Source organism: Shimia sp. FJ5 (assembly GCF_032918335.1).
Taxonomy (GTDB): Bacteria; Pseudomonadota; Alphaproteobacteria; order Rhodobacterales; family Rhodobacteraceae; genus Shimia; species Shimia aestuarii_A.
The window spans coordinates 251,596-267,254 of the sequence record NZ_JAWJUV010000002.1 but is presented as its reverse complement, the minus strand read 5'-3'; the positions used below and the strand labels follow the sequence as shown (position 1 = coordinate 267,254).

Annotated in this window: 12 protein-coding genes and 1 pseudogene; 8 read left to right on the top strand and 5 right to left on the bottom strand. The window is 60.0% G+C overall.

Annotation, left to right across the window (positions count from 1 at the left end; translation table 11 throughout):
* The 3 genes from R1W01_RS07820 to R1W01_RS07810 are packed head-to-tail and all read left to right on the top strand — an operon-like array spanning position 1 to position 3,034.
* Positions 1 to 891, top strand: a complete 891-nt coding sequence (locus R1W01_RS07820; RefSeq protein ID WP_297754538.1) for an ABC transporter permease subunit — start codon at positions 1 to 3, stop codon at positions 889 to 891.
* A complete protein-coding gene (locus R1W01_RS07815; RefSeq protein WP_297754541.1) occupies positions 888 to 1,712 on the top strand; it encodes an ABC transporter permease in 825 nt (274 codons plus the stop codon). The genes R1W01_RS07820 and R1W01_RS07815 overlap by 4 nt, the downstream gene beginning before the upstream one ends.
* Complete coding sequence (locus tag R1W01_RS07810) at positions 1,709 to 3,034, top strand: NAD(P)/FAD-dependent oxidoreductase (protein ID WP_297754543.1); 1,326 nt, start codon at positions 1,709 to 1,711, stop codon at positions 3,032 to 3,034. The genes R1W01_RS07815 and R1W01_RS07810 overlap by 4 nt, the downstream gene beginning before the upstream one ends.
* 13 nt (positions 3,035 to 3,047) lie before the next feature.
* Here R1W01_RS07810 and R1W01_RS07805 read toward each other — a convergent pair whose 3' ends face one another.
* Together R1W01_RS07805 and R1W01_RS07800 are read right to left on the bottom strand one after the other, a co-directional pair.
* Complete coding sequence (locus R1W01_RS07805; RefSeq protein ID WP_297754546.1) at positions 3,048 to 3,713, bottom strand: flagellar hook capping FlgD N-terminal domain-containing protein; 666 nt, start codon at positions 3,711 to 3,713, stop codon at positions 3,048 to 3,050.
* Between the two features lie 8 nt (positions 3,714 to 3,721).
* Positions 3,722 to 4,162 (bottom strand): flagellar hook-length control protein FliK, encoded by a 441-nt coding sequence (locus tag R1W01_RS07800; RefSeq protein ID WP_297754549.1) that lies wholly within the window; start codon positions 4,160 to 4,162, stop codon positions 3,722 to 3,724.
* 1,173 nt (positions 4,163 to 5,335) lie between these two features.
* Between R1W01_RS07800 and R1W01_RS07795 the strand changes: the two genes are divergently transcribed.
* The gene (locus tag R1W01_RS07795; RefSeq protein WP_297754552.1) at positions 5,336 to 5,617 is read left to right on the top strand and encodes a rod-binding protein; all 282 of its coding nucleotides are present in this window, start codon (positions 5,336 to 5,338) and stop codon (positions 5,615 to 5,617) included.
* The gene (locus tag R1W01_RS07790) at positions 5,610 to 5,969 is read left to right on the top strand and encodes a flagellar biosynthesis protein FlgN (protein ID WP_297754555.1); all 360 of its coding nucleotides are present in this window, start codon (positions 5,610 to 5,612) and stop codon (positions 5,967 to 5,969) included. The genes R1W01_RS07795 and R1W01_RS07790 overlap by 8 nt, the downstream gene beginning before the upstream one ends.
* A gap of 214 nt (positions 5,970 to 6,183) precedes the next feature.
* On the opposite strand, the pseudogene R1W01_RS07785 reads toward R1W01_RS07790, so the two are convergent.
* Both R1W01_RS07785 and R1W01_RS07780 read right to left on the bottom strand, forming a co-directional pair.
* Positions 6,184 to 6,282: pseudogene (locus R1W01_RS07785) on the bottom strand (chemotaxis protein MotB); the annotation flags it as partial.
* Positions 6,283 to 6,339: 57 nt separating this feature from the next.
* Positions 6,340 to 7,065: a lysophospholipid acyltransferase family protein gene (locus tag R1W01_RS07780; protein WP_297754557.1), complete on the bottom strand. Its 726-nt coding sequence runs from the start codon at positions 7,063 to 7,065 to the stop codon at positions 6,340 to 6,342.
* Between the two features lie 194 nt (positions 7,066 to 7,259).
* Between R1W01_RS07780 and R1W01_RS07775 the strand changes: the two genes are divergently transcribed.
* From R1W01_RS07775 to R1W01_RS07765, 3 genes are all read left to right on the top strand, one after another.
* Positions 7,260 to 9,059 (top strand): autotransporter assembly complex protein TamA, encoded by a 1,800-nt coding sequence (locus tag R1W01_RS07775; RefSeq protein WP_297754560.1) that lies wholly within the window; start codon positions 7,260 to 7,262, stop codon positions 9,057 to 9,059.
* Entirely contained in the window at positions 9,059 to 12,469 is a 3,411-nt protein-coding gene (locus tag R1W01_RS07770; protein ID WP_297754564.1) for a translocation/assembly module TamB domain-containing protein, read from the top strand. Before R1W01_RS07775 ends, R1W01_RS07770 begins: the two co-directional genes overlap by 1 nt.
* Before the next feature lie 166 nt (positions 12,470 to 12,635).
* The gene (locus R1W01_RS07765; RefSeq protein WP_297754567.1) at positions 12,636 to 13,172 is read left to right on the top strand and encodes a hypothetical protein; all 537 of its coding nucleotides are present in this window, start codon (positions 12,636 to 12,638) and stop codon (positions 13,170 to 13,172) included.
* Between the two features lie 179 nt (positions 13,173 to 13,351).
* On the opposite strand, the gene R1W01_RS07760 is transcribed toward R1W01_RS07765, so the two are convergent.
* The gene (locus R1W01_RS07760) at positions 13,352 to 15,565 is read right to left on the bottom strand and encodes an NADP-dependent isocitrate dehydrogenase (protein WP_297755163.1); all 2,214 of its coding nucleotides are present in this window, start codon (positions 15,563 to 15,565) and stop codon (positions 13,352 to 13,354) included.
* Between the last annotated feature and the right edge of the window lie 94 nt (positions 15,566 to 15,659).

Below are 15,659 nucleotides of genomic sequence, written 5' to 3'. Positions count from 1 at the left end.
ATGCGCCGTCTCTTCCTGATCGCGGTGCCTTATCTCTGGTTGCTGGCGCTTTTCCTCGTGCCCTTCATTATTGTGCTGAAGATCGCGCTTTCGGATGCGTGGCTTGCGATCCCCCCCTATGTGCCAACCCTTGATATCTCGGCAGGCTGGGCAGGGTTCAAGGAGTTCCTCTCCGGGCTTGATTTTGAGAACTTCATCTTCCTAACCGAAGATGATCTCTACTGGAAAGCCTACCTCTCGAGCCTCAAGATCGCGGCTATCTCTACCTTTCTGACATTGCTCGTCGGCTACCCGATTGCCTATGGCATGGCGAAAGCGCCGGATGAATGGCGTCCGACGCTGCTCATGCTCGTGATCCTGCCGTTCTGGACCTCGTTCCTGATCCGCGTCTATTCATGGATGGGCATCCTCAGCCAGGAGGGCTATCTCAATCAGCTTCTGATGTCCCTTGGTCTCATTTCCGAGCCGCTCATCATCCTGAACACCAACGCAGCGGTCTATATCGGCATCGTCTATACCTATCTGCCGTTCATGATCCTGCCGATCTACTCGGCCCTTGAAAAGCTCGACGCGAGCCTTCTCGAAGCCGCTGAAGACCTTGGTTGTTCGCGCTTTTCCGCCTTCTGGTTGGTGACGATACCGCTTTCGAAACAAGGGATAATTGCGGGCTGTTTCCTCGTCTTCATCCCGACGATCGGCGAATTCGTCATCCCCTCGCTTCTCGGCGGGTCGCAAACCCTGATGATCGGCAAGGTGCTCTGGGAAGAGTTCTTCTCTAATCGCGATTGGCCAGTGGCCTCGGCGGTGGCGGTGATCCTGCTTTTGATCCTCGTGATCCCGATCATCTTGTTCCAACGCAACGAACAGAAACAGAGGGAGGCCGAAGGATGAGACGTTTCAGCTGGTTCAACGCAACCTCGCTTACGCTTGGCTTTGCCTTCCTCTACCTGCCGATGGTGATCCTCATCATCTATAGCTTCAACGCGTCGAAACTTGTGACGGTCTGGGCCGGGTTCTCGACCAAATGGTATGGTGAACTGCTTCAGAACGAAGCGTTCCTTGATGCCGCTTGGGTCACGATCAAGGTCGCGGTCCTGAGCTCAACCATCGCCATGGCACTCGGCACGATGGCGGCGATTGTCATGGTCCGCGCCGGGCGGTTCTTTGGGCGCACCCTGTTTTCGGGGATGGTCTATGCACCGCTCGTCATGCCCGAAGTCATCACAGGCCTCTCTCTGCTCCTGCTTTTCATCGGGATCGGCCTTGATCGAGGGGTACTGACCATCGTTCTCGCGCATACGACGTTCTCGATGTGCTATGTCTCGGTCGTTGTATCGTCGCGCCTCGTGAGCTTTGACAATTCCCTCGAAGAAGCGGCGCTCGACCTTGGTTGTTCGCCGTTTCAGGCCTTTCATCTCGTCACACTGCCGATCATCGCACCCGCTGTGATCTCCGGTTGGCTGCTTGCCTTTACACTGTCGCTCGACGATCTCGTCATCGCATCGTTCACATCCGGGCCATCGGCCACGACATTGCCAATGAAGATCTGGTCTTCTGTCCGCCTTGGTGTCAGCCCCGAGATCAACGCCCTGTCCACGATCATGATCGGTATTGTGACCATCGGCGTCATCTCGGCCTCGCTCATCTCAAAGAGCAAGGTTGCGCGGCAACAACGTGAGGAACGCGCGGCAGAGCGACTTTCGGCCGGATGACACGGATCTGCGACCCCTTTGTCTATGGTGATGGACCGGTTGAGACATGTTTCTGGAATGAAACGGTCGATGCCGTGTCCTATCCTATGCTGACCAGCGATGTATCGGCGGATGTGGCGATCATCGGCGGCGGCTATACGGGTTTGTCTGCAGCCCTGCACCTTGCCGAGGCCGGGCGCGATGTCGTTCTTCTGGACGAACAACAGCCAAGCTGGGGCGCATCGGGGCGCAATGGAGGGTTCTGCTGTCTTGGTGGGAGCCATATAGAACCCGCCACCCTTGCAAAGCGGATAGGTCAGAAAGCGGCACAGGACTATTTCCTCGCCGAACGTGATGCGGTTTCGTGTGTCGAAAATATCTTGGGAACGCACGAGATCGACGCTGATACCCACTCTCAGGGTGAAACCCTTCTTGCCCACCGCAAGCGCGACCTGCTTTCGCTTGAGAAGAAGGCCAAGGAGACCTCTGATCTGTATGGAGTCACGCCCGAACTTCTCTCACGCGACGACCTTGTGCGCCAAGGCATGAACGGCGATTTTCACGGTGGTCTCACGATCCCGATTGGGTTTGCCCTCAACCCAAAGAAATACGCGCTTGGCCTCGCACGTGCGGCGCAAAGAGCAGGCGCGAGGATCCATGGTCAGACTTCGGTGACACGAATCTCAGGTCAATCAGGGGCATTCCGGCTCAAGACCGCGCAGGGAACGGTCTCCGCAAAGCAGGTTATCATCGCCACCAACGGGTATGGCCGCGAAACCGTTCCAAATTGGCTTGCCAATCGCTACATGCCCGCACAGTCGAGCGTGATTGTGACCCGGCCGCTTTCCTCAGAAGAGCAAGAAGCCCAGGGATGGACCTCGGCGCAGATGGCCTATGACACCCGCGCCCTCCTGCACTATTTCCGTCTTATGCCAGATGGACGTTTCCTTTTCGGCATGCGAGGCGGTTTGCGAACGACGCATCGCGCGGATCAGGCCGTGCGACGTTTGATCAGACGTGATTTTGAGCAGATGTTTCCGGCTTGGAGTCACGTTGAAACGCCATACTACTGGTCCGGGTTCGTGTGTTTCGCGCGCAATCTGACGCCCTTCGCCGGACCCGTGCCCGGGCATGAGGGGTTGTTTGCCAGCTTCGCCTATCATGGCAACGGCGTCGCAATGGCAAGCTATTGCGGTGCGCTTCTGGCCGAACAGATACTCGAACAGAGACAATTGCGCCGTCCAAAGGCTCTTACGGCCCCGCCAGGCCGGTTTCCCGGTGGGCGCTTTCGACGGCTCGCACTCTGGCCGGCCTATCTCGCCTATGGTTTGAGCGACCTGTAGTCACAACCAAAGTTCAGACAGGCGCTCGCAGCGCCGTCACATCGTCGGCGGCAACAGTTTGCCCGCCTTCAAGGACAAGGTTCAGCCCATCGCTCCCCATCCGCGCCTCGCGTACCCGCCCATAGGTCTCAAGCGGGATTTCTCCAAGGCTCTCGCCGGAGGAAAACCCTTCAAGCGAGAGAGAATAAAGGCCATTGGGCGCGCGTTGGCCCGCCGTCGTCTCGCCCATCCATGAGATACCGCCATCCGAATCCGCAACGGGCGCGCGATAGATCTCGAGACCATTTACATCGCGCACCACCAGATCGGTTTTCTCCGCCGTCGTGTCTATCTGCCCACTTGTCTCGATTGAGGTTCCGTCAAAATACGCAGCGCCCAAGCTGCGCACATCCATGCCGACCCAATCCGCCAGCGCCGCGAAGTCCGACGTCGCCAAGCGGGTTTCGATCGAAGCCAATAGATCATTGGTCAAGACCTGTTGCTCTACGCTCGAGAACGCCGCGAGCTGCGCCGCGAAGTCCGAGGCTTCGACCGGGTTTAGGGGGTCTTGGTTCTGCATCTGGACCGTCAACATCTTGAGAAAGGTCTCATAATCCGAAGAGCCCTCGGCCATTGCGGACGAGGTTCGCTCGCCGCGCGTGCCCAATGTCGCCTGAGCCTGTGTCGTAACTGCTTCCATGATCCCTCCTAGATGCGCATATCGAGGCCCGAGCGCTTCGCAATGCTGCCCGACGCCTCTCCCCGTGTGTCGTCAGACGGCATTTCTTCGATCACCGCGACTGTCCCGGGCTCTCCATCTTGCTCATCACGCGCCGAGTCTCCGCCAGACTGGAACGAGAACGAGACATCCCCGTAGCCAATCGCACGAAATTCCTGAGACAGGCTGTCGATATGGCGCCGCATGAGGTCAAGCGTCTCTGGCCGTTCCGCCTGAACAACGACACTCATCTGACCCTCCTGCCCAGAAAGGCTTAGCCGAACAGAACCAAGCTCTTCAGGACGAAGTGCGATATCAATGCCGTTTCCGGGTGTGAGCCGAATTGCTTCCGAGACCTGCCGAACCACGCTCAGAGCCTGTGGGTGTTCTGCATGGGGCCCGAGAGCGGCGCCCCGAACGGACTGAAACATATCTCGTCCTGTCACTGCAGACCGGTCCGCGATAGGCGCCGCTTCTTCTACGAAGAATTCAGATCCTCCATCTCGCAAGGTCAGGCGCGATTCTGCCTTTGCCAGAGGTCCGGGCGCGATCGCAGCAGGCGTCGATTGGATGGGCGTGGTCCCCTGAGAGGTGGTTGTTGGGGCCACCTCGCGTCGCGCACTAAGAAACAGGGGCGGATCAGCACGATTTGGTTCGGCGTGGGGCGAACGGCGTGACTCCTGCGGCGTGCCTTCTCTTGTCTCGGGCGCAATGGGGATCTTTCGGGTCGGATGCCCCTCTCGGGCTTGGCTCTCCGCCAGCCTCTCTGGCGCAGGTGGATCGCGGAGAGGGGTGGTGTTCGTTTGAAAATCCCTTGCGGTCGGATTCGAAGGGTCTCCTGACGCAGCTGGTGCCGCTTGAAGGAGACCCCCTTCGATTGAGGCGGGTCTGACTGCTACGGATCGGTTGGAGTGATCCGCGCTTTGGGCTGCGACGAGACTCTCTTTCGACACAGCCGCGCTCTTCGACGTCTCGACACTCAGCGGGACAGAGATCTGGTTCGATCCCAACGCGCGCTGCTCTGGCAAACTCGACGTAGATGTCTCTGGCCGATCGACGCGTCCTTCTGCTTGCGCATCTGAACCCCTTTGCAACGGAACGAACTCAGGCTCTGCCGCGGTTTGGGGTGGATCCAAGCCCTCTTTCGCCGCCTCCGTCCAACTAGGAGCGTCCTTATCTTGAAGCGATCGGACGACCTCTGGTGACTTAGAATGAGACTCCTCTGCCTCTTCGGCCTTGGTCATCGCTTCGAGGTCATCGAGAAGCCATTCTTCGCCTTCGACGTCTTCAACAGCGCTGGTTGGCTCCTCTTTCGGCACGGCGGCAATTGTATTCTCCTGCGTGCCATCCTCTGCCACATCACTCACTTTCAAGTCGAGTTCCGCAAGAATAGAGACGAAATCTATCCTCCCCTCATGCCTCATCGCCCCTGTCCTGGGCGGCAGCGCGATGGAATGGTGGAGTATGGTTTCTTGAGAGAGTTCAGGCAGCATGGGGCCTCCGGCGACAGGTGCAGTACGCCGATAAGAACGCCAACAGGGTTACCACTTCTTTACCGCTGATCGTCAAAATCAAGAAAACCGCTTCAACTTGGAGATATTGATATGACGGACCCGGTCTTGCCGATCACGCCACCGCCAACCTCCCAAACGCAAACCACATCGCGCCTTAAGGAGGTCGCGCAGGATCTTGAGGCGAGCTTTCTTGCAGAAATGCTCAAACACGCCGGCCTCGGAAAACCACGAGAGAGCTTTGGCGGAGGGGCTGGCGAGGACCAATTCGCATCCCTTCTGATCGAAACCCAAGCACGCGCGATTGTCGATGCGGGCGGGATCGGCCTTGCCGAGTCGATCTTCCAAAGCTTGAAGGACAAGGCCGATGCCTAAACAGAACCACAGTGCACTTTTTGCATCTCTCGATGCCTTGCTTAGCGCAGAGAAGCGCGCGTTGCTGGAGGGAGATATTGGCTCTCTCGCGGAGATCGGGGCAGAGAAAGCGCGTTTGCTCGATGCTCTCGAAGATCTGGCTCCCGAGGATCGCGTACCGCTTCAGGCGCTGCAGGTGGCCGCAGGGCGCAATCAGGTCTTGATGGAGAGCGCGCTCGCTGGGATTCAGGATGTCGCTGAGCGCATGTCCTTGCTGCGCCGGGTGCGCGATTCCCTACAGACCTACGATGCGAAAGGTCAGAAATCCGACGTCTATCTCGCAAGCCCCGGGCGTCTTGAGAAACGCGCCTGACCTGCCCGCAGTACAACAGCCAGATTTGCATCAAAAGCCTCGTATCTGGATTGGCCGGATTAGCACTCCATTAGCGTTTTCCACCACACAGTCACACCGCATCCAACCGGATGGCGCCGGCCGACGAACGGTTCGGCACCTGTCAGAACGACATTCAAGACCGCCTTCGCGGTTACATCCAACGGGCGCAAAGCGCCTATGCATACAAGGAAAATGCCATGGCAACCTTCCAAGCACCACCGTGATGCCCGTCGCCAGCAACGACTTTCTTTCTCTTGATGATGACCGGAGACGCATTTTTCTGCGCGCTCATCTCACCACCTATTACTCACCCAATCCCGGGTGTAACAGGCCGTGCGTTACCGCCACCTTAACGTTTCAAATCGTCCTGATTTTCGCCGAACGCAAGTGCAAGCTGCTGAAGGAAGGCACGCCGCTCAAGGCCCGCCGGGATCGGTGGCAGAATACGCACGGTGATCGTGCCGGGGTATTTCAAGAGACTCCCCGCAGGCCAGCAATGGCCGGACTTTACCTGCACGGGCACCGCGTCGACCTTGGCAAGGTCATAGAGCACCCCAACACCGCGCTGAATACGTTTCGGCGCGCCGCGTTGCCGTGTTCCGCTCGGAAAGATCAATAGCTTGCGCCCCCGCTTGATCGCCGCAACACCGGCCCGGAACCCGTCGCGCATCTGATCCGGCGTGCCCTTGCGGTCGATCGGTACATGCCCTGCCTTCTGCGCAACAAGCCCGACGACCGGATACGAGAACACCTCCTGCTTTGCGAACATGACAGGCTGATCAAGGAAGAGATGAAAGAAAAGCGTCTCCCAGGACGATTCATGCCAAGACGCAATGAGGCATGGCCCCTCGGGCAGATTCTCCGCCCCCTCGACGCGATAATGAATGCCACAGATAAGCCGCAGAAGGACGAGCTGAACCCTGAGATAGGCCGCTCCGACGCCCAGAAGATACCGTTCGGGCAGAAAGAAAACCGGCCAGAATAGAAGGAAAGGCACAAACGCTAGACCAGACAGAACATAGAACAACGCACTGCGTAGCCGGATCCAAAGCATATTTCGTGTCGTTGCGCCCATATCGCCTCCTGATCCCGTTTCTGCCAATGGGATAGCCGTTTGCGCATACCGTAAAGCCCGAAAAACCGGATGTCTCGGCAAAGGTCCACCGATCCCAGTCCTTCCAAGGGTGAATCCAAGGCCGGGCTATGTTCAATGCCTACCCCGTGAGCTAAGTCACTAGGAAGAACAGCGCGCATCAGGAGACAGGCACCATGCCAGTTTCGACCCGACAATTCAGCAGATGGCTCGCAGGCACAGTAGTCTGCGCTGGTCTGCTTTGGGCCAATGCCGGGCAAGCCTTCGACGCGCGCCTGAGTGCGCCGGGCGCCTCTGAGGACTTGATCGAGACCCTGCAATCAAGTTCGCTCTTGATCGATGCCGCAGAAGACGGCGTGCGCAACCCGCTCGATATCGTCGCGGCGGCGCGTGCTGACTATCGGCGCCTGCTCGGTCTGCTCTACAACGCGGGCTACTACGGCCCCGAAATTCGTATTCGTGTCAACGGACGCGAGGCCGCATCGCTGCCGCCCTTTGCGCGCATCGACACGGTCACCTCAGCACAGATCGAAGTCGTGACCGGGCCGCGCTTTCAATTCGCCAAGGCGCGCATTGCCCCGCTTGCACCGCAAACCGAAGTGCCCGCGGGCTTTGCACCGGGCCAACCGGCAGAGGCGGAAACCATCCGCGCTGCCGCCCGCGAAGGGATCACGGGCTGGCGCGCCATCGGGCACGCCAAGGCCCGCATCGCGGATCAATCTCTTGTCGCCAATCATGCCAATGCAACGCTTGATGCCGACCTCAAGATCGCCCCCGGCCCCGAGTTGCGCTTTGGTGACCTGACTCTTCCGGGAGAAAGCGCCGTTACAGAGCGCCGCCTGCGCAAGATCATCGCACTGCCAACCGGTGAACGTTTTGATCCCGAGGCGCTCGAGACCATCGCGATCCGCTTGCGGCGCACAGGCGTGTTTCGCTCGGTCAACATCCGAGAGGCCGAGGCGATCAATCCGGATCAAAGCCTTGATATCGCGGTCGACGTGAAAGACGCCAAACCCCGCCGCATCGGCTTTGGTGCCGAATTGCAGTCCCGCGACGGGATCTCCGCGTCGGCTTTCTGGATGCATCGCAACCTTCTTGGTGGCGCAGAACGGCTTCGGATCGAGGGCGAGGTCTCCGGCATTCAGGCCCAGTCAGGCGGCACCGATTATCGCTTCTCGACCGAGTTCACCCGCCCGGCAACGCTTGGCGCGGATACCGACTTACGGCTTGCGCTGACCGCTGAACGACAGAACGATCCGCTATTCTTTCAGGAAAAACTGTCCTTCGACATAGGCTTTACCCGCTTCCTGTCACAGACCCGCAAGGCGTCTTTCGGCCTGCATTACCAAACCAATTTCGTGCGTGATTCCTTTGGCACGCGAGATTTCCACATTCTCGGCCTGCCGTTCGGATACACGATCGACCGCCGGGATGATCCGCTTGATGCCCGCGACGGGTACTACATCGACGCAACCGTGATGCCCTATCTTGGCGGTGGCACTGCGGAAACGGGCATGTCTATGACCGCCGACGCGCGCCTCTATCGTCCCCTCGGCGAAAGCCTGACCGCCGCGGCACGGCTTCAGGTCGGGACCGTCCTAGGCCCCTCTCTGGCAACCACACCTCCCGACATGCTCTTCCTCTCCGGCGGCGGCGGCACAGTGCGGGGCCAACCGTTCCAGTCGAACTTCATCACCACCGGCGGCGCGCAAAGCGGCGGCCTCTCTTTCCTTGGCATTTCTGGCGAACTCCGCCTGCGCGCATGGGAAAGTATCTCGACCGTGGTGTTCTACGACGCAGGCTATATTGGCGAAACAAGTAGCTTTGGCGGCAATGGCTCTTGGCATTCCGGGGCCGGGATCGGTCTGCGCTATCATACCGGCATCGGCCCGATCCGGGTCGATCTCGCTGGTCCGGTTTCCGGAAGCAATTCCGACGGTGTGCAGCTCTATATCGGGATTGGACAGGCCTTCTGATGCGACACCTGCTTCTCTTGCTTTGCCTCTGCGTCCCCTTGTCTGCCCTTGCGGACACCGAAGAGGACAAGGGGCGCCTGACGCGGTTCCTCGAAGATTCGCTCTCCGGCGCCGGCCGCACGGTGACGGTGGACGGCTTCACCGGTGCACTTAGCAGCAAAGCCAGCGTCGAGACGCTCACGATTGCCGACGTCAAGGGTATCTGGCTCCGCCTCGAGAATGTCACGCTCGATTGGAACCGTAGCGCGCTCTTTAGCGGTGCGCTCTCGGTCAACAGCCTGGCCGCCAAGACGATCACGCTTTCGCGCCTCCCCGAAAGCGATCCTGCGGCGCCGACACCCGAAGCCACACCGTTCTCCCTACCCGACCTGCCCGTCAGCGTTCAGATCGGCGATATCAAAGCCGATAAAATCGCGCTCGGTGCGCCGGTCCTTGGCCAAGCTCTCACCGCGAAACTCGCCGGCAAGCTCTCTCTCATCGGTGGCGCGGGCGATGCCGATCTGACCCTGACCCGCACGGACGACATCAAGGGGGCCTTCGCGCTCAAGGCCGCCTTTGACAACACCACCCGACGGCTCCTGATTGACCTCGCCGCCGAGGAAGCCCGTGCAGGCGCGGTCGCAACGCTGCTCAACGTTCCGGACCGCCCTGCCCTCGCCCTCACCCTCAAAGGCGATGCTCCGCTCTCCGAGTTCCGCGCCGAGCTTTCCTTGGCCACCGATGGCGTTCAGCGTGTAAGCGGCTCTCTTGAAACCGCAAACCAAGCAAAAACAGAGACTGTTCCGGCCCAACAGAGCTTTTTTCTCGACATCAACGGCGATATTTCCCCGCTTGTCAAAGCACAGTTTCGCCCCTTCTTCGGCACCGAGGCCAACCTGACCGCCAAGGCCCGCCAATCCGACGATGGGCGCGTGACCCTAGACCATCTCCTGCTCTCCACCGCCGCCATGCGGATCGCGGGCGAGGCCGTCATCGCACCAAGCAATCTTCCCGAGAGTTTTGCCCTTGATATCGACCTCTCCAAGCAAGGCGCAGTTGCGCTCCTCTTGCCCGCCTCCCTGGACCTGAGCCTGCAATCCGCGACGCTCAAGGCGCGCTATGACGCGACGCAGAGCGACGCCTGGACCCTCTCGGGCACAATCCGCGATTTCATCCACCCGGACGTCACCACCGCAACCATCGCCCTGAGTGGTGGCGGACGCATCCGCCCTGAGGCGCCGCGCCTTCTGACGGCGGAGATGCGCCTTGTGGCAAACGGCCTGCGCCCGACCGACGCCGCCCGCCCCGAGGTGGCCCGCGCGCTCGGCGAGAAGGCCAACCTCGACCTTGGCCTCGCATGGCAGGACCAGAGCCCCGTGCAGATCAACCGCCTGACCCTGACAACGGCCTCTGGCACGCTCGACGCCACGGCGCAGATCGACGGCCCGCCGCTCGATCCCACGGTGACAACCCGCGCCACGGCAAACCTTGGCGATCTCGCCGCACTCGCCCCTTTGGCCGGGCGCCCCCTGCGCGGCACGCTCGACGCCTCGATCCAAGGCACGATTCAACCGCTTGCAGGGGCCTTTGACCTCTCCATGACGGGTGAAAGCGATGGGCTCCGCACCGGAATGGCCGAGGTCGATACCCTGACCGAGACGGGCCTGTCGCAGGTCGCCATCAAGGTCAAACGCGATGGAGAGGGCCTGACATGGCGCGACGGTCTGCTTGAAACGCCGGCCCTGTCTGCGACAACCGCAGGCGCGCTGCGCACGGGCGGTGGCACGATCTCTCTTGATGCATCGCTTGATACGCTGTCACGCTACCTGCCATCGGTCTCTGGCCCGGCGACCCTCACCGCCGTCGCCAAAGGGGTCAACGGCCTCTGGGAGCTTACCCTCGACGGCACCGGCCCTGGCAATGCGCGGCTCTCCTTGAGCGGCCAGAGCCAAGGCATTGACCCGCTCAACGCCGAGATTGACCTCAACATTGCCCAGATATCCCCTTGGATCTCGAGCCTGACCGGCCCCCTGCGCCTCGACGCGACCGCGGAGCGCACAGGCGAGACCTGGCAGATCGATCTCGACGCTGCGGGGCTCTCGGGCGCGGTCTTGTCCGCCCAAGGCACGGTCGCCAAGGACTTTTCCAGAGCCGACCTGAGCACAGAAGGCAGCGCACCGCTCGCCCTCGTCAACGGCCTGACCGATGCGGCCCGCCTGACGGGCCAAACCCGCTTCAACCTTGGCCTTCGCGGCCCGCTTGCACTTTCCTCTCTGAGCGGCACCGTGGATATCTCTGGTGCGCGCCTTTCCGTTGCCGATCCGCAGGTCGCCTTGAACAACATTGGCGCGAATGTTCGTATTTCCAGCGGCTCGGCCGCGATCTCGGGCAATGGAGGCTTTGTCCTTGGCGGCGATTTCGATCTCGAGGGGCGCATGTCCCTATCCGCGCCCTATTCCGCCGACCTGACCACCCGCCTCAAAAGCGCGCGCCTGCGCTATGAACGCCTTGTCGAGACAGTCCTTCAGGGCGATATCCGCATCAATGGCCCGCTGACCGGCGGCGCAACGATCAGCGGCGACGTGTTGCTCGATGAAACTGAAATTCGTGTCGATTCCGTCGCCTCTTCCTCGGCCCCACTTCCCGAAATCACGCATCTGAACGCACCTTCCAATGTGACTAGAACGCGCGTCAATGCCGGCGCCGTCAAAACAGGCAATGGACAATCCGGCCCTGCCTACCGTCTCAATCTCGGGATTTCCGCGCCGAACCGCGTTTTCGTGCGCGGGCGTGGCCTTGATGCCGAATTCAACGGCGCACTGCGGTTGCGCGGCGACACGACGAATATCGTTACCGCGGGCGGGTTCGATCTTGTGCGCGGGCGCATGGAGTTCCTCACCAAACGTTTTGATCTCTCCGAGGGGGCCATTCGGTTGCGCGGGGATTTCGTGCCTGATTTGCGCCTCGTCGCGACAACCGAAACAAGCGCCGCACGCTTTGACCTGACCCTCGAAGGCTCTGCCGACGCGCCCACCTTCTCGATCAATTCATCGCCTGACATGCCCGAGGACGAGGCCCTGGCCCAGCTCCTCTTTGGCGAATCCATGGCCGATATCTCCCCACTACAGGCCGCCCGCCTCGCAGGTGCCGTGGCAACGCTGTCCGGGCGCTCGACCTTCAATCCCCTTGGCTCTCTCCGTGAAGGTGCCGGGATCGACGATCTCGACCTGCGCACCGATGCCGAGGGCAACACGAGCGTCACAGCCGGGAAATACATCTCCGACAACGTCTATACCGAGGTCGAGGTCGGCGACACCGGCGAAAGCGCGATCAGCCTCAACCTCGATGTCTCCCCCAACCTGACCGTCAAAGGCACCGCCGACTCAGAGGCCAATAGCGGCCTCGGCCTGTTCTTCCAAAAGGATTATTAACGCGAAAGCGCGCGAAAAGATCTTAGGCAGCCCTGCAGGATGGAGGTCCGCTATGCGGGACGGAGCAGGCATTCATAGCAGGCTTATCAATGTCTACTTTCGTAACCCAGATGGAAGTTGTTTATTGGTGCTCACAGTGGCCGTTTGAACAAGGAGGGAGTGAGCAATGGTCGATTGGGTCAAATCTCTTTTTGGAAAGCGAAAGACGGAAATTTCTTCAACAGACACGGTGGAAGACGATGAGCTGCTAAAGCAGTTTAAGGTTGTTCTCGCCAATCGGATGGACGAGTTTTATCCCGAGGTCAGAGATGCGTTCGCAACCCTGCTGGACGCTGATCTTCCCGATAGCATCAAAGGGCTTCACATTGAGGTATTTCTAGATGATCCCGCTTTTTCTTTTCGGCTCTTTAGCAAAGGAAAAAACGATGTTTGGTCAGATGATCCAGAAGCAGTTGAGAAGTTTAACGATACCATAAATCGTATTTGGCCTATCGTGACAGAGGACGAACTGGATCAATACACGATCTGGGAAGACGACCCAAAATGGGGGCGTCAAGTGGCCCTGGAGCAACCGCTCGACAAGCTAAACGTTCCTAGAATTGTCTTCCCTTGGTTCAAGAAAATTGTGTCAGAGACCAGAGGGGATTTCTCACATCCCATCACAGCGTCGGTCCACGATATAACCTTACCGGAAGAGCTTTGAGCGTAGCACCCAACAGCCATCGTTCATGCACTGCGCAGCATCAGTCAGTTTGGGCCTCAAACCCACCCTCCACTGCAAATTCCACCAAGGTCCGCTCCGCGCCCATTTACCGTTTGCCCACACCACCAACGCAAAAGGGCGCCCCGAGGGACGCCCTTTCAGTCTCTATCTAGGCGAAATCAGCCGATAATCGCGTTGAGCGTGGCCGAGGGGCGCATCACTGCGGCTTTCTTCTCGACCGACGGGTGATAGTAGCCGCCGATATCCGCCGCATCGCCCTGTGCCGCGGCAATCTCTGCCACGATGGCTGCTTCGCCTTCGGCAAGCGCCTTGGCAACCGGGGCGAACTCTGCAGCAAGCTCCGCATCGTCGCTCTGTGCGGCAAGCGCCTCGGCCCAGTAGCGCGCGAACCAGTAGTGGCTGTCGCGGTTGTCCGGCTCACCGACCTTGCGGCTCGGGCTGCGGTTGTTGTCGAGGATGCCTTGCGTCGCGACTTCCGCCGCCTCGCCAAGAACACCCGCCTTGGCGTTGCCCTGAGTGTCGGCAAGGAACTTGAGGCTCTCGCCCAGCGCACAGAACTCGCCCATCGAGTCCCAACGCAGGTGGTTCTGCTCCACGAGCTGTTGCACGTGTTTCGGGGCCGAGCCGCCCGCGCCCGTCTCGAAGAGGCCGCCACCGTTCATGAGCTTCACGATCGAAAGCATCTTGGCCGAGGTGCCAAGCTCGAGGATCGGGAACAGGTCGGTCAGGTAGTCGCGCAGCACGTTGCCGGTGATTGCGATGCTGTCCTCGCCCTTGGTGATCGTCTCGAGCGAGGCGCGGGTCGCCTCACGCGGCGCCATGATCTTGAACTTGTCGGCCACGCCCGCCGCTTCAAGCACCGGCGTGACGAACTTGATAAGCTCCGCATCATGCGCGCGGTTCGCGTCGAGCCAGAAGATCGCTTCCGAACCGGTCAGGCGCTGACGATCCATGGCAAGCTCGATCCAGTTCTCGATCGGTGCTTTCTTCGCCGTGCAGGCGCGCCAGATATCGCCGCCCTCAACCTCGTGGCTATGCAGCGTCTCGCCATTGGCAAGCACAACGCGGATCGTGCCGTCTGCAGGCGCTTCGAACGTGGTCGGGTGCGAGCCGTATTCCTCGGCCTTCTGCGCCATCAGACCGACGTTGGCGACCGAGCCGGCGGTGGTCACGTCAAGCGCGCCGTTCTCTTTGAAGAAGTTGATCGTCTCATCATAGACCGTCGCATAGCAGTTGTCCGGGATGACACAATTCGTGTCGCCCTTGTTGCCCTGCGAGTCCCAGCCCTTGCCGCCCGCGCGGATCACCGCCGGCATGGACGCGTCGATGATGACGTCCGACGGCACGTGCAGGTTGGTGATGCCCTTGTCGCTATCAACCATGTACATCTCGGGGCGCTCTGCGCGCACGGCTTCGATCGCGGCAACGATCTCTGCATCGTCCTTCACGCGCTCAAGAAGATCGCCCATGCCCGAATTCGGGTTCACGCCAAGCGCCTCGAGCTTGTCGCCATACTTCTCAAACACCGGCGCGAGCCATGCCTTGACCGCGTGGCCAAAGATGATCGGGTCCGACACTTTCATCATCGTCGCTTTCATGTGAAGCGAGAACATGGTGCCGTCCTTCTTGGTGTCCTCAATCGCATCGGCGAGGAACGCACCAAGCGCCTTGGCGCTCATGAAGGTCGCGTCTGCCACGGTGCCCTCATCAAGCTGCCAGCCGTCCTTGAGAACCGTCACCGACCCATCCTTGCCGACGAATTCGATCTTCGCGGCACCGGCCTGATCTGCAGTGATGGTCGCGGCCTTCTCGTTGGCGTAGAAATCATTGCCCGGCATGGACGAGACCTTGGTCTTGCTGTCCTTTTCCCACTTGCCCATCGAATGCGGATTGTTCTGGGCGTAGTTCTTCACGGCCTTGGCCGAACGACGGTCCGAGTTGCCTTCCCGCAGAACCGGGTTCACAGCCGACCCTTTGATCGAGTCATAGCGCGCGCGCACAGCTTTCTCTTCGTCGGTCTTCGGCTCTTCCGGGTAGGTCGGAATGTCATAGCCCTGCGCCTGAAGCTCTTCGACCGCTGCGACAAGCTGCGGCACCGAGGCCGAGATGTTCGGAAGCTTGATGACATTGGCGTCCGCCGTTTTCACAAGCTCGCCAAGCGCGGCAAGGTCGTCGCTTTGACGCTGTGCATCGGTGAGGTTTTCCGGGAAGGTCGCAAGGATACGTCCGGCAAGCGAAATGTCCTTGGTGCCAACGGTAATATCGGCGGCATCCGCGAACTTGCGGATAATCGGGAGGAACGATGCGCTCGCGAGTTCCGGTGCTTCGTCAACAATCGTGTAAATGATATCGGGGTTCGAGGTATCGGCCATGGTTTCTGTACCTTTCAGCATGACTGGAAGCCAAATTGGCGGCACCGAATAGTGCGCCATTCCTTTGCGATGTCACATCTTGGGGATCATCTTT

Bases quoted from the DNA above. Each gene is read 5' to 3' on its own strand.
- R1W01_RS07770 (WP_297754564.1), top strand. From the start codon at position 9,059: ATGCGACACCTGCTTCTCTTGCTTTGCCTCTGCGTCCCCTTGTCTGCC.
- R1W01_RS07765 (WP_297754567.1), top strand. From the start codon at position 12,636: ATGGTCGATTGGGTCAAATCTCTTTTTGGAAAGCGAAAGACGGAAATT.
- R1W01_RS07795 (WP_297754552.1), top strand. From the start codon at position 5,336: ATGACGGACCCGGTCTTGCCGATCACGCCACCGCCAACCTCCCAAACG.
- R1W01_RS07800 (WP_297754549.1), bottom strand. From the start codon at position 4,162: ATGTTTCAGTCCGTTCGGGGCGCCGCTCTCGGGCCCCATGCAGAACAC.
- R1W01_RS07810 (WP_297754543.1), top strand. From the start codon at position 1,709: ATGACACGGATCTGCGACCCCTTTGTCTATGGTGATGGACCGGTTGAG.
- R1W01_RS07790 (WP_297754555.1), top strand. From the start codon at position 5,610: ATGCCTAAACAGAACCACAGTGCACTTTTTGCATCTCTCGATGCCTTG.
- R1W01_RS07805 (WP_297754546.1), bottom strand. From the start codon at position 3,713: ATGGAAGCAGTTACGACACAGGCTCAGGCGACATTGGGCACGCGCGGC.
- R1W01_RS07780 (WP_297754557.1), bottom strand. From the start codon at position 7,065: ATGGGCGCAACGACACGAAATATGCTTTGGATCCGGCTACGCAGTGCG.
- R1W01_RS07815 (WP_297754541.1), top strand. From the start codon at position 888: ATGAGACGTTTCAGCTGGTTCAACGCAACCTCGCTTACGCTTGGCTTT.
- R1W01_RS07775 (WP_297754560.1), top strand. From the start codon at position 7,260: ATGCCAGTTTCGACCCGACAATTCAGCAGATGGCTCGCAGGCACAGTA.
- R1W01_RS07820 (WP_297754538.1), top strand. From the start codon at position 1: ATGCGCCGTCTCTTCCTGATCGCGGTGCCTTATCTCTGGTTGCTGGCG.
- R1W01_RS07760 (WP_297755163.1), bottom strand. From the start codon at position 15,565: ATGGCCGATACCTCGAACCCCGATATCATTTACACGATTGTTGACGAA.